Annotated in this window: 14 protein-coding genes and 1 tRNA gene; 10 read left to right on the top strand and 5 right to left on the bottom strand. The window is 66.4% G+C overall.

The genetic code is table 11. The annotated features are described in order from the left end of the window. Positions 1-110 precede the first annotated feature (110 nt). From infA to O3305_RS19200, 6 genes are all read left to right on the top strand, one after another. Positions 111-329 carry a translation initiation factor IF-1 gene (gene infA / locus O3305_RS19225; protein ID WP_003049127.1) on the top strand — a complete coding sequence of 73 codons (219 nt, stop codon included), beginning with the start codon at positions 111-113 and terminating at the stop codon, positions 327-329. Between the two features lie 64 nt (positions 330-393). Beyond that, a complete protein-coding gene (locus O3305_RS19220; protein WP_269573961.1) occupies positions 394-963 on the top strand; it encodes a Maf family protein in 570 nt (189 codons plus the stop codon). Continuing rightward, complete coding sequence (locus O3305_RS19215) at positions 956-1,900, top strand: ribonuclease E/G family protein (RefSeq protein ID WP_269573960.1); 945 nt, start codon at positions 956-958, stop codon at positions 1,898-1,900. Before O3305_RS19220 ends, O3305_RS19215 begins: the two co-directional genes overlap by 8 nt. A gap of 1 nt (position 1,901) precedes the next feature. Then, complete coding sequence (locus O3305_RS19210) at positions 1,902-2,087, top strand: DNA gyrase inhibitor YacG (RefSeq protein WP_269573959.1); 186 nt, start codon at positions 1,902-1,904, stop codon at positions 2,085-2,087. A gap of 30 nt (positions 2,088-2,117) precedes the next feature. Continuing rightward, positions 2,118-2,193, top strand: a tRNA-Phe gene (locus tag O3305_RS19205). A 73-nt stretch (positions 2,194-2,266) separates the two neighbouring features. Next, positions 2,267-3,364: a LacI family DNA-binding transcriptional regulator gene (locus tag O3305_RS19200; protein ID WP_269573958.1), complete on the top strand. Its 1,098-nt coding sequence runs from the start codon at positions 2,267-2,269 to the stop codon at positions 3,362-3,364. Between the two features lie 14 nt (positions 3,365-3,378). Here the strand turns inward: O3305_RS19200 and O3305_RS19195 are convergent, their stop codons facing one another. Further along, positions 3,379-3,558: a hypothetical protein gene (locus O3305_RS19195; protein ID WP_446745986.1), complete on the bottom strand. Its 180-nt coding sequence runs from the start codon at positions 3,556-3,558 to the stop codon at positions 3,379-3,381. A gap of 191 nt (positions 3,559-3,749) precedes the next feature. Between O3305_RS19195 and O3305_RS19190 the strand changes: the two genes are divergently transcribed. The 3 genes from O3305_RS19190 to O3305_RS19180 are packed head-to-tail and all read left to right on the top strand — an operon-like array spanning position 3,750 to position 6,066. Beyond that, positions 3,750-4,391 carry a peroxiredoxin gene (locus O3305_RS19190; RefSeq protein ID WP_269573957.1) on the top strand — a complete coding sequence of 214 codons (642 nt, stop codon included), beginning with the start codon at positions 3,750-3,752 and terminating at the stop codon, positions 4,389-4,391. An 8-nt stretch (positions 4,392-4,399) separates the two neighbouring features. Further along, the gene (epsC, locus tag O3305_RS19185; RefSeq protein WP_269573956.1) at positions 4,400-5,356 is read left to right on the top strand and encodes a serine O-acetyltransferase EpsC; all 957 of its coding nucleotides are present in this window, start codon (positions 4,400-4,402) and stop codon (positions 5,354-5,356) included. After that, positions 5,353-6,066: a gamma-glutamyl-gamma-aminobutyrate hydrolase family protein gene (locus O3305_RS19180; protein ID WP_269573955.1), complete on the top strand. Its 714-nt coding sequence runs from the start codon at positions 5,353-5,355 to the stop codon at positions 6,064-6,066. The genes epsC and O3305_RS19180 overlap by 4 nt, the downstream gene beginning before the upstream one ends. A gap of 112 nt (positions 6,067-6,178) precedes the next feature. Here O3305_RS19180 and O3305_RS19175 read toward each other — a convergent pair whose 3' ends face one another. Together O3305_RS19175 and O3305_RS19170 are read right to left on the bottom strand one after the other, a co-directional pair. Continuing rightward, on the bottom strand, positions 6,179-6,367 hold the full coding sequence (locus O3305_RS19175; protein WP_269573954.1) for a hypothetical protein: 189 nt from the start codon (positions 6,365-6,367) through the stop codon (positions 6,179-6,181). A gap of 44 nt (positions 6,368-6,411) precedes the next feature. Then, the gene (locus tag O3305_RS19170; protein WP_269573953.1) at positions 6,412-6,813 is read right to left on the bottom strand and encodes a hypothetical protein; all 402 of its coding nucleotides are present in this window, start codon (positions 6,811-6,813) and stop codon (positions 6,412-6,414) included. Between the two features lie 189 nt (positions 6,814-7,002). Between O3305_RS19170 and O3305_RS19165 the strand changes: the two genes are divergently transcribed. Continuing rightward, positions 7,003-7,788, top strand: coding sequence for a hypothetical protein (locus O3305_RS19165; protein WP_269573952.1), 786 nt, complete (start codon positions 7,003-7,005; stop codon positions 7,786-7,788). Here the strand turns inward: O3305_RS19165 and O3305_RS19160 are convergent. Next, the gene (locus O3305_RS19160) at positions 7,785-8,843 is read right to left on the bottom strand and encodes an alginate lyase family protein (RefSeq protein WP_269573951.1); all 1,059 of its coding nucleotides are present in this window, start codon (positions 8,841-8,843) and stop codon (positions 7,785-7,787) included. The genes O3305_RS19165 and O3305_RS19160 overlap by 4 nt on opposite strands. 65 nt (positions 8,844-8,908) lie before the next feature. Further along, positions 8,909-12,007 (bottom strand): TonB-dependent receptor, encoded by a 3,099-nt coding sequence (locus O3305_RS19155; protein WP_269573950.1) that lies wholly within the window; start codon positions 12,005-12,007, stop codon positions 8,909-8,911. Between the last annotated feature and the right edge of the window lie 205 nt (positions 12,008-12,212).

The raw sequence follows: 12,212 nt of genomic DNA, 5'->3' as shown, positions 1-12,212 counted from the left end.
ATATCGGTGCAAGGCGGGGAACCTCATCGGGTTCTCCGCCTTTCCTTTTCCCGTCTTGCGCTGTAAAGGCACCGCCACTTTAAGCGCGCGCTGACTAGAGAGGCATATTTTTGGCCAAAGAAGAACTGCTTGAAATGCGGGGCCAGGTCGTTGAGCTTTTGCCCAACGCCATGTTCCGTGTTCGCCTCGAGAACGACCATGAGATTCTCGGCCACACCGCCGGCAAGATGCGCAAGAACCGCATCCGCGTGCTGGTGGGCGACGAAGTGCTCGTCGAGCTGACGCCCTACGACCTGACCAAGGGCCGTATCACCTATCGCTTCAAGTGATCCGGGGCACAGCACCGGATCGTCCCGGCGCTGGCCGGGCACCTGAAGCCTGAAGGTCCGCCCCGTGCGGCTCGTACTAGCCTCCACATCGCCGCGCCGACTCGATCTGCTCAAGCGGATCGGGGCCGAGCCCGCGCGGGTCGCGGCCCCCGATGTGGACGAGGATGTCCGCACCGGCGAGAGCCCGCGCGCCTATGTGCTGCGCGTCGCGGTCGACAAGGCGCATGCGGTGGAGCGCGCGGCCGATGAGATCGTCCTCGCCGGCGACACCACGATCGCGGTCGGCAAGCGCATCCTCGCCAAGCCCGAGGACGAGGCCGATCTGCGCCGCATGCTGAAGCTGCTGTCCGGCCGCCGCCACCATTGCCTGTCCGCAATCTGCCTGATCGGGCTCGACGGCAAGGCGCGCACCCGCATCTCCGACACCATCGTCACCTTCAAGCGGCTGACCGATGCCGAGATCGACTGGTACGTCGCGTCCGGCGAAGGCATGGGCAAGGCGGGCGGCTATGCCATCCAGGGCAAGGCCGAGGCGTTCGTCCGCTATATCGCCGGCAGCCATTCGGGCGTGGTCGGCCTGCCCGTGTTCGAGACGCGGGCGCTGCTCGTCTCGGCAGGCCTCGTACTTGGCTGAGTGGCTCTACGAGGCCGGGATCGGCGAGAACCGCGCCGCGCTGGTCTCGCGCGGCGCCATCTGGAAGGCACGGATCGAGCTTGAGGACACCGGTCCGCGCGTCGATGCGGTGCTCGAGGCGCGGCTGGTCGACAAGGCCGCCAAGCTGATCGCGCTCGACGGCGGCGGCGAGGCGCTGTGCGACCATATCCCCAGGACCGTGACCCAGGGCGCCAGGCTGCGGGTGAAGATCACCCGCGAGGCGATTCCCGAGCCCGGCCGCGCCAAGCTGCCCAAGGCGGTGCCGAGCGACGAGCCCCTGTCCGACGGCCCGACGCTGCTCGATCGGATCACCGCGAGCGGCCTGCCGGTGCGGGTGCTGCGCGCGCACGAGCCCGATGCGCTGGAGGAAGCGGGCTGGTCCGAAGTGCTCGACGAGGCGATCACCGGCGAGATCGGGTTCGCGGGCGGCGCGCTGCGCCTCTCCCCTACCCCGGCGATGGCGCTGTTCGACGTCGATGGCTCGGGCAATCTCGAGACCTTGTCGGTCGCGGCCGCGCATGCGGTGGCGCGGGCGATCGAGCGGCTCGGGATCGCGGGGTCCATCGGTATCGATTTCCCCACGCTGGTCGGCAAGGACGCGCGCAATGCGGTGGCCGAAGCGATCGACGCGGCCTTGCCCCAGCCGTTCGAGCGGACCGCGGTGAACGGGTTCGGCTTCCTGCAGATCGTGCGGCGGCGGGTGCGGCCTTCGCTCCCCGAATTGCTGCGCGCCGATCTGGCGGGCGCGGCGACTCGTGCGGAGCTTCGCGTGCTCGAGCGTCTTCCCCCGCCGCCGCCGACTACCCATATGGTGACCAGGAACATCGCCCGCCGCCTCGCCCAGCAGCCTGGCTGGACCGCGGAGCTGGCACGGCGAATCGGCGGGGTGACGGTGTTCACCTCGGCAGGGGATTGAAATGAGCCGGAACAAGGGCTGCCCGGTCTGTGGGCAGCAGGTGGTAATCGAACACGCGCCTTTCTGCAGCAAGGGCTGCAAGGACCGCGATTTATTGCAGTGGCTGGGAGAGGGATATCGAATCCCTGCAGAGCCGGCGCCCCGGGATGTAAATTCGGGGGTGGACAGCCCCGATTCGCCCGACTAAGAGGCGCGCTCCCCGGCACTCGCCGGGCGTGCCCGGGTAGCTCAGTTGGTAGAGCATGCGATTGAAAATCGCAGTGTCGGCGGTTCGACTCCGTCCCCGGGCACCACGTCTCCCAGATGGTGCGGAACGCGTTTTCAGGTGGTGATCCGCCGGCGGCTGTGCCACGAATCGCCGCGAAAATGTCGTCGCTCCCAAAATCCTCGCCGCTGATCGGCGCCCCTGGATCCGAGCCCGCCCGCCGGGCCCCGACGATCGATGATGTGGCGGCCCTGGCCGGCGTCGGCCGCGCCACCGTCTCCCGCGCCCTCAACGACCAGGCACATGTCAGCCCCCGCATGCGCGAGAAGGTACTGCGCGCGGTCGAGGCGCTCGACTATCGGGTCAACCCGCAGGCACGCAACCTGGCGAGCCGGACGAGCAAGACGCTCACCCTGATCAACTGCAACTCGCGCGACGCCCCGCCCAACTCGCATTACTTCGCCGCGATCGAGATGGGAGCCCTACGCGCCGCCGCCGCGGCGGGCTTCGAGCTGCTGACCTACAGCCTGCATATCGAGGACGAGGATCGCGACGATCGCGTCGTCGAGTTGTTTGCCGCAGGACGTACCGCCGGGCTGGTTCTGTCGCCGCCGCTTTCCGCCGATGTCGCGCTCGCCCGCCGGCTGATCGCCCAGGGCTGCCCCGCCGTGTGCATCTCGCCAGGCGACGACGTCTCCGCGCTGCTGCCGAGCATCGGCTTCGACGAGGAGGCGGCCGGCTATGAAATCGCCCGGCACGTGATCGCGGCCGGTCACCGGCGCTTCGGCTATATGCTGGGCATCGAAGGCCATCCGGCGGCCGAGCGGCGCCATGACGGCTTTATGCGCGCACTGGCCGAGGCCGGACTGAGCGCCGATGCGGTAACCGCCCTGCGCGGCGATTTCAGCTTCAAGTCGGGCGTCGACCTGGCCGAAGAAATGCTGGCCGGGCCGCAGCGCCCGACCGCGATCGTCTGCGCCAATGACGACATGGCGGTGGGCACGATGTTCGCCGCGCAGCGCATGGGGCTGGCGCTGCCGGCCGACCTTACCGTGGTCGGCTTCGACGATGCGCCGGTGACCGGCTATATCTGGCCGCCGCTGACCACGATCCACCAGCCGATCCGCCAGATGGCGGCACGCGCGGTCGAGCGCCTGGTCGAGACGCTGCTGCGTGGGCACGGCGTGATGACGCCAGGACTGGAACTGGTCGCGCACCATCTGGTGCCGCGCGATTCGGTGGCGCCGCCCAGGAACTGAGCGGCAGCCCGACGCTACTTCTTGGGGGTGACCCAGACCGATACCGGCACCACCACCTTGCCCGGCGCGGGCTTGCCCACATCGACGCGATCGATCGCGACCAGTTCGCCGCTCTCGAGGTTGAACGAGGCCCAGGGCTTGGGCATGCGGCCGAAGCTCATCTTCTGGATCGGCTGGCCGGTGGTCGAATTCATGACGGTAGCAATAACGGGCATTCGCGTGGCCGTAGCCAGCCGGCGCGGCGGGTGTCCAGTGGCGATGGCGCGCTATCCACAGCCTAGTTTCGGCACGCCCCTGATGAAGCATTTGTTTATTCACCTACTAATTCAGTGGGATATTCTAACCCCTCGTAACCGGCCTGAGACTCACCGCGCGAGGCTAACCCATGTCGCTCAAGCTTTTTGATACCGTCCCCGACTTCACCCAGGAATCGACCTTCGGCACGCTCAACTTCTACGACTGGGTCGGCAGGGACTGGGTGGTGCTGTTCTCGCACCCCAAGGATTTCACCCCGGTGTGCACCACCGAGCTGGGCAGGGTCGCGGGGCTGAAGCCCGAATTCGACAAGCGCGGGGTGAAGGTGATCGGCCTGTCGGTGGATCCGGTGGACCGCCATCTCGACTGGGCGAACGACATTGCCCGCACGCAAGGCGCGGCGCTCAACTTCCCGCTGCTCGCCGATGTCGACCGGCGCATCTCGGAGCTGCTCGGGCTGATCCATCCCAATGCCTCGGACACGAACACGGTGCGCACGGTGTTCGTGATCGACCCGCAGAAGCGCGTGCGGCTCACCCTTACCTACCCCGCCTCGACCGGGCGCAACTTCGACGAGATATTGCGCACGATCGACAGCCTGCAGCTGACCGACAGCCACAAGGTGGCGACCCCGGCCGACTGGAAGCAGGGCGAGGATGTGATCATCGTTCCCGCGGTGGGCGAGGAAGAAGCGCGCGCGCTGTTCCCGCAGGGCTGGACCGAGCACACCCCGTATCTGCGCACCGTCGCGCAGCCGGTGCCCACGCCGTGAACCAGACCGTGACGGCTCCTGCCCTGTCGCCGTTCACGGGCGAGATCGCCCAGGCGGTCTCCGCGCTCAATGCGGCACGCTCGGCCTGGCGGGAACGCCAGGCCGGGCGCCATGCCGTCACACGCTTCCCCTCGCCCACGGCACTGGCCGAGGCGATCGAGCATCTCTCGGCCGCGCTGTTCCCCGCCCGGCTCGGTGGCTTTCGCGGCGGCCCGGCGCGCGAGGACGACTTCGTCGCCGAGCAACTCGCCCAGGCCTTTGCGCTGCTGCGCGAGGAAATCGCCGCCGAGCTCGACTATTGGCAGCGCGAGGCCGACCAGCCCTTCGATCCCGACCAGCCGGAAGCGATAGTCCGCCTGTTCTCCGCGACCCTCTCCGACATCCGCGCGGCGATCGATGCGGACGTGGAGGCGGCGTTCGTCGGCGATCCCGCCGCGCGCAGCGTCGACGAGATCCTGGTGAGCTATCCCGGGGCGTTGGCGATCCGCTATCACCGGATCGCGCACGAACTGCACGAACTGGGCGCAGCGATCGTCGCGCGGATCATCTCCGAGCTGGCCAATGCCCGCACCGGCATCGACATCCATCCGGGCGCGACGATCGGGCAGAGCTTCTTCATCGACCATGGCACCGGCGTGGTGATCGGCGAGACCGCGATCATCGGGCGCAACGTGCGGCTGTTCCAACATGTCACGCTGGGCGGGCGCAGTCCGCTGGGGCTGGCGCCGGCGGGGCCGCGCAGCCGCTTCGCCCGGCATCCGATCCTGGAGGATGACGTGATCGTCTATGCCGGGGCGACGATCCTGGGCCGGGTCACCATCGGGCGCGGCAGCAAGATCGGCGGCAATGTCTGGTTGCTCGACGATGTCCCGCCGCATAGCCTTGTCGTGCAGCCCGGCGCGATCCGACTGGATTCGGCGGAGGCCGACAGCATCGGCGCCCGGCTGGCGGAGCATGGCGCATGAAACCCCTGATCGGAGTCCTTTGCTGCAACGAGTTTTCGGAACGGCCGATCCAGACCGTGGCGAGCCGCTTCATCGCGCCGCTCGCCCAGCTTTCCGACGCGACCGTATTGCTGGTGCCGGCGCTGCCCGACACGGTGGACGCGCGTTCGCTCGCCCGCAAGCTTGACGGGTTGCTGCTCACCGGCTCGCGATCGAACGTCGCCGGGCGTCGCTACAGCGACAGCGGCTGGGACCAGACCCCGCTCGACGAGCAGCGCGACGAAGTGGCGCTGGCGCTGAGCGGCGCGATGATCGACGCCGGGCGGCCGGTGTTCGGCATCTGCCGCGGGCTGCAGGAGCTCAACGTGCTGTTCGGCGGCACGCTGCGTGGCGACCTGGACGGGCATCATCTCGAAGGTGAGGAGCGCAGCTTCGAGTGCCTGTTCACCCACGGCCATGACGTGACGCTGACCCGGGACGGCGTGCTTGCCGGCGCCACCGGCGCGGACCGGCTCGCGGTCAATTCGGTGCACCGCCAGGGGATCGACCGGCTGGGGAGCGGGTTGACGATCGAAGCGCTGTCGCCCGAGGACGGGCTGGTCGAGGGCTTCTCCGCGCGCCCCAATGGCGGGCAGGTGCTGGCGGTGCAGTGGCATCCCGAATGGGACGTTGCGCGCCAGCAGGGTAGCCAGGCCTTCTTCCGGCTGGTTGGGGAAGCGCTGGCGGCCTGAACGCTGGCGGCGGTTATCGGATTTGCAACATCGTACGGAACACCCCCTGCCCAAACTGCTCCCCGGCGAAGGCCGGGGAACGGAAGCAATCAATGCTGGTGCTACGGACCCGCTAGCGATTGTCCGGGCCGGCAACGTTCGCTGAGCTGCCGACGGGCTCGCCTTCCTTGGCCTGCTTGTAATGGCCGAGGTTCATGCCGACGAAGATCAGCACGACCAGCGCGAGGATGATCGCGACGACAAGCACGAAGCCGCGCTTGCGGCGGGGCGTGAGCGGCGGGGATTCCTGCTGCGGTTCCATGCAGGAGATACCAGCGAGCGGAGCTTCCGGTTCCGTGCACCCCTTCAGTCGTGTGCGGGAATGAACTCGGTTTTCTTCTGCGCCGGCAGGCCCACGGGATGGAAATACGCCATGGCCCGGACGCCGATCCGCCCGTTCCGCCGGACTATTTCGAGGGAGCAACCGTCTTCCGGCGAGTTCTGGGGGAAGAGCTTGTCGCCCAGGCGAGCCTCTACCCCAGCTTCCTCGGGCCGCGCCGGATCGGCCGGCGCCGCGTCCGGCCTGAAGCCCCCATTCGGCGTGGAGACGAAACCTGGGCCGCCTTTCCGGTTGAAATAGATCCGGACGCCGTTTTCCGAGGTAACGACATCGGTGACCCAGCATATGAAGGGGCTGCGCGTATCAGCGCTAGGAAGATCCGCCAAAGTCGGAGGCAGGACGGCAGCGATCAAGGCAAGTCCAATCATCCTCTCATCCTCCAAAGGCTCGCCTGAGTCTTATCCCTGGCGGTATGAAGGACCGCAAGCCCGGCATCTCCGCGGGGCTTGACGCAAGATGCCTGGATGCCGACACCGATGAGATAGTCGCGCCATTGCGCGGTTCGGGGGAGGACTGTCGTGCGTCTTGGATCGATTGTGGCCGCTTGCGCGCTCGTGATGCCGCTGCAGTTCGCTCCGGCATCCGCACAATCGACGACGCCCGAGCTCAGCATGCGGCCTGCCTGGATCACCGAACCGGGAGCGGGCGACCTCATCGTCTACATCACCGACGATTTCAGGAAGTCCGCGCCTATCGCGCCGCAACCGCTGAACGTCGTGACGATCCGCCGCGCCAATCCGGGGGACCCCCGCAACAGTCCCAAGGAGGACATGGATGCACTGTTCAAATATCTGAAGGCGAACACCGCGTTCATGGCCAAGGATTCCGTTGCGTTCACCTCGGGCCGGGACCTGATCCGCTTCTATTTCAACGGCGATCATGCCGCGCTCGCCGCGAAGTTCCAGTTTCCGAAAGCCACGCTGGGTGAAGCCACCGCCCAGGACTGGACGATGCTGCGCTCGATCAGCATCCCGGACTTCTCCCGGTTCATCGCCAGGAGCGCCACCTCGCAGGCGGAACTTCAGCGCACGCTTTTCGGCGCCAAGGTCCCGCCGGCGGAAGCCCGGACCGTGGAACTCAAGCTGAAGATCGACACCGACAGCCCGGCGCAGAGTCAGGCGCTTGCGGTCGCACTGCGCAACAAGCGCCTCGAGAATGTCACCGTGAAGCTGACGCCCGCCGCCGACGATCGCTCGCTAACCTTCGACGCGAGCATGCGCTTTTCCGAAGCGCTCGTGCAGAAGGTCATGAACGAGACCTGCGCCGACGCCGCCAAGGCCGGTGGCCAGTGCGTCTCCTGGGCGGGCAGGTTCCAGTCCGTCCACGTCGAACTTTCGCCCTAGCGCCCGATCAGCGTCACCCAGTCGATCGGCTTCTTGCCGGTGCGCTCGGCCAGCTTCGCGGCGAAATCGCGATAGGGAATGCCGGTGATGGCTGCGGCGAGCGCATAGGTGTTCACCGCGTTGCCCGGGTCCCAGGGGTGCGGGGCATATTCCTTCTGCCCCGCTGCCGCGCGCTCGCGATCGAAGGCGATCTGCGAATTGGCGAACTCGATATGGCTCTTCTCGCCGAGCGCATAGGGCTCGAGCCATTTGAGCGCGCCGGCGAGGCTCGATCCCGTGGGACTCTGCCACGCGGACCAGTCCTGGTCGTGCACCTGTGCCGACAGCGCGGCCATCAGCATCGGATCGAGATTGTAGGTGACATAATGGAGCGCATCGCGCTCGTAGAAGTCGAATACCGAACCGTCGGGGCGGATATTGCCGGTGACCTGCTTGCGAAAGGCCGCGCGGGCACGATCGATCAGCTGTGCGTCACCGACCTCGAACGCCGCCATCGTCGCCAGCTTGATACGGTGGCTCTGCCAGTTGGTGTGGGAATTCTTCACCGTGCCGTCCATCGCGTCGAGATAGCCCTTGGCCATCTTGCGCCAGAACGCATCGAGCTTTGCCTTGAGCACGGGCGACAGGTCGTCCTCGGTCAGGTCGGTGGCGAGGATCAGCGTGTCGAATCCGGTCTCGTCGATCGGGTTGAACGACATCTGGTAGATATCCGCCCAATTCTCGAGATAGCGTGCGGTCTGGTCGAGATAGCGCCTGTCGCCGGTCAGCCGCCAGGCAAGCGCCAGCGCGATCACGATCGGCTGGTCCTGCTTGGCCTTGAGGCTGATCTCGCGAATGCCCTTGCCGGGGAGCGTCCCTTCGGTGTGGAGCTGGGGGATCGCACCGGGCGGCCGATCGAGCGCGGCACTGGCTCGGGCGAGGATCTGGCGCGCCACCGGATCGGTCGCCGGAATGCCCTTGGCAAAACCCGGGCCGAGGATCGCATTGTCCTGCGCGAATGCGGGAACGGCGCCGAACGCCAGCAGGGCGACGGCGCTGGAGAGAAGCAACTTCATCGGGCGGGTCTCACCGAAAAGGGGGCGGAGCGGCTGCACGCATAGCCGCTCCGCATGCAGGGAGGCTAGAAGTTGGTGCGCACCGTCAGCGTGTAAGTGCGGCCGTCATAGTCGATGCGGCGCGGCAGCATCGGGTCGTTCTCATATTCCGAGCGGGTCGCGTTGGTGAGGTTGAACGCATCGAGCGAGAGCGAGAAGTTCTTGCTTATGTTGAGCGAGGCCGAGGCATCGAGCTGGCTGCGCGCCTTCACAGTGCGGGCATCGCCGACGAAGCTGTTGCCGGCGGCCAGATCGTACTTGCCGCGATGGTTGAAGACCATGCGCAGGCCGAACAGCTTGGTCTCGTAATAGCCGATCAGGTTGATGTTGTGCTTGGCGACGCTGGGCAGCGTGATCGGGTTGCCCGCCGTGTCCTTCCCGTCGATCTGGGTATAGGTGTAGTTCGCCGCGCCGCCGAGATACTTGAGGAAGCCCGGCAGGAAATCGAGGTTCTGCTGGATCGAGACCTCGACGCCGCGCACCCGCATCGGGTTCTGGTTGGTCAGACCGCTCGCCCGGACGATCGCGTTGACCAGCGTGCCGCCGGCGCCAATGAACTGGTTCGAGCTCACACAGTTCGGACCGACGATGCTGAGGTTGCCCAGCCCGTAGTCGACGCCGTTGATGCGGCCGTCCGACGGGCAGAGCACGTTCTGGTCGGTGATCGGGCCAATATAGCCGTTGACGTTCTTCTGGTAGACCGCGACCGCGAAGGCGCCGCCGGGCCGGTTATACCATTCGAGCGACAGGTCGAACGAGTTGGAGGTGTAGGGCTTGATGCTCGTCGCGCCGATCGTGACCGTGTAGACCGGATCGACCGCCGGAGTGAGCACTTCGGGCACCTGGACGAAGGAGATCGGCACGGTGTCGCGCGGCTGCGGGCGGACATAGGTCTTGTAGTAGGCGCCGCGCAGGACGAGGTTCTTGGCGAGGTCCGCCGCGAACATCGCCGAGGGCAGCCAATAGTCGTAATGATCCTTGTAGGTCCGGTTCGACATGCTGTGGTTGACCGGCCCGGCCAGCGTCGAGAGCGCGCTGGCGCAGTTGCGACAATCGAGCGCGTCGATCCGCTGGTCCGTGGTCTCGTAGCGGACGCCGGCATTGCCGCGGACATGGATACCGAAGATGTCGGTATCGAACTTGCCCATGAGATAGGCCGACATCACCTTCTTCGAGTTGGTGAAGTTATTGTTCCAGTAATTGGCGTCCCAATAGTTGTTCACCAGCCCATAGGGAGTGAGGAACACGCCGCCGCTGCCATAGACGAACTGGCCGGGCAGGCCGTTGGGATTGGCGGTGGTGCGCGGGCCGGTGTTCACCGGGGTGACCGCGCCGAGCACCTGGTTGATGTTCAGGTCGCGCCAGTTCTGGGTATAGCCTCCCGCGGTGCCACCGAAGAAATCGGACACATAGGGGTTCACCACCGACATCGCCGGGGTAACGTTCCCGGTGTTGGCGCCGAGCGAGGTGTTGCGCGAGCCGATCGAGGTATATTCGTTGCGCTCGTAGCGCAGGCCCGCCTGCACACTCGACAGGAAGCTGCCTTCGAAGCTGCGCTCGAAATCGAGCTGGATCGCGTCGAGCGCATTCCACGACTGACCGTTGGTGCCGGTGACGCCGAAGCGATCGCCCTGGGTGCCCGCCGTCGCGCCCGGCATCTGCGCACCGGCCTGGGTGGCCTGGTTCGCCGCCGAGGGCAGCGGATAGCCGCCGGTCGGGATGTGCGAGGCATTGGGCGTGTTCAGGATGAACTTGGCATCCTGCAGGCTGGCGCCGCCGGTGAAGATCGAAGCGGTGATGCCGTTCAGCCCGGCGGTACCGAGATTGCGGTACGGGTTCTGAATGATGTCGAGCTCGATCTGGTTGGCAAGCACCTGGGCGCGCGAGATCGTGCCCTGCGCGGTCACCCGCCACTGATCGTCCTTGAATTCGATCGTCGGGTTGATCGCCCAGGTCTTCTGCTTGGCCGGCTCGGAACGGATCGAGTCGTAGGTCTGCAGATTCTCGGCCGAGAACTGGTTGATATAGGCGCGCGGACCGCTCGAGGTCTGGACGACATAGGGCGTGCCGAGGCTGGTGAAATGCGCCACGGCTGAAGTCGCCGCGAGCGCGGTGTTGGTGTTGTTGCCCGCCGAAGTGTCGATGTAGAGGAGGTGGTTCAGGCCCTTGTCGAGATTGCGCTCGGTATAGAAGCCCGTCGCGCCGAACTTGATCTTGTCGGTCGCCTGCCACTCATAGCCCGCGGCGCCGGTGAGCAGATGTCCCTGGTTCATGCGGACGAACTGGCGGACCTGGCTCGGATAATAGACACCGCCCGGATATTGGGCGATCAGCGCCTGGTAGGTCGGGTTGGTGGCCGCCGCCTGCTGGTTGCCGACCTGGATCGCACCGAGGCGATTGGCCCAGGTGTTGACCGAGATGGAGTCGCGGCGGAACTTCTCGTCCTTGTAGGCGACGACGCCGAACACTGCGAAATTGTCGGTGATGTGCGCATTGTAGCCGGCGGAGAGCGCCGGGCTGCCGAGGTCGCCGAGATCGTTATACTCGTAAGACGCCTTGGCCCAGCCGCCCTGCTTGCGGCCGAGCGCCGGGGCGATGCGCAGATCCACATTGCCCGAGAGGCCGCCGGCCAGGTTCGCCGCCGAGGGCGACTTGATCACGGTGATCGCGGTGAAGATGTCCGAATTGAACGCGCCGAGCGGCGTGGACGAGGTGTTGGTTGCGCTGCCCAGGATCGGATCGGCGAAGCCGCCGCCGTTCAGCGTGGTGCGCGCGAACGAGCCCGGCAGGCCGCGCAGCGAGATCGTCGCGTTGCGCGAATCCGCCTCGCGGTTGATCTGCACACCCGGGATGCGCTGCACCGCTTCGCCGACGTTCAGGTCCGGGAAGCGGCCAAGGCCATCGGACGAGATCGAATCGGTGATCTGATCGGATTCGCGCTTGATGTTGAGCGCATCGGCATAGGCGCGACGGAAACCGGTGACCACGATCTGGTCGGTCGGCGTCGGCTCCTCGGCCTGCGGCGCTGTGTTCTGGTTGCTGCTGTCAGTGTTCTGCGCGAGCGCAGGCGTAGCCATCAGGACGGCGCAGAGCGCCGAGCCGGCAAATAGAGCAGTCCTTCGCATGACTCTCCCTCCCCATCTGTTTCCCGGCTTGTTTTGCCAGACAGGCTGGCCACCGGTGTCAGGCCAATAAGGCCGATACGGCGACAAGTGTCAATAGAATGGTCAGGCCACATTGCATTATTGGTCGGGCGGGATGCGCTACGGGCACGAAAACGGGCCGCGGCGGGCCTTCGCGCGCGGGCATTTTGGTCACGGCCAAGCAGGC

This window comes from Sphingomonas sp. NIBR02145 (genome assembly GCF_027359115.1).
GTDB lineage: Bacteria > Pseudomonadota > Alphaproteobacteria > Sphingomonadales > Sphingomonadaceae > Sphingomonas > Sphingomonas kyeonggiensis_A.
Note: the sequence above shows the minus strand (reverse complement) of the source record. Positions and strands in the feature narration are given on the sequence as shown.

Coding starts and splice junctions, on each gene's coding strand:
- O3305_RS19210 (WP_269573959.1), top strand. CDS start 1,902: ATGAGCCGGAACAAGGGCTGCCCGGTCTGTGGGCAGCAGGTGGTAATC.
- O3305_RS19200 (WP_269573958.1), top strand. CDS start 2,267: ATGTCGTCGCTCCCAAAATCCTCGCCGCTGATCGGCGCCCCTGGATCC.
- O3305_RS19195 (WP_446745986.1), bottom strand. CDS start 3,558: ATGAATTCGACCACCGGCCAGCCGATCCAGAAGATGAGCTTCGGCCGC.
- O3305_RS19190 (WP_269573957.1), top strand. CDS start 3,750: ATGTCGCTCAAGCTTTTTGATACCGTCCCCGACTTCACCCAGGAATCG.
- O3305_RS19180 (WP_269573955.1), top strand. CDS start 5,353: ATGAAACCCCTGATCGGAGTCCTTTGCTGCAACGAGTTTTCGGAACGG.
- O3305_RS19175 (WP_269573954.1), bottom strand. CDS start 6,367: ATGGAACCGCAGCAGGAATCCCCGCCGCTCACGCCCCGCCGCAAGCGC.
- O3305_RS19170 (WP_269573953.1), bottom strand. CDS start 6,813: ATGATTGGACTTGCCTTGATCGCTGCCGTCCTGCCTCCGACTTTGGCG.
- O3305_RS19165 (WP_269573952.1), top strand. CDS start 7,003: ATGCCGCTGCAGTTCGCTCCGGCATCCGCACAATCGACGACGCCCGAG.
- O3305_RS19160 (WP_269573951.1), bottom strand. CDS start 8,843: ATGAAGTTGCTTCTCTCCAGCGCCGTCGCCCTGCTGGCGTTCGGCGCC.
- O3305_RS19155 (WP_269573950.1), bottom strand. CDS start 12,007: ATGCGAAGGACTGCTCTATTTGCCGGCTCGGCGCTCTGCGCCGTCCTG.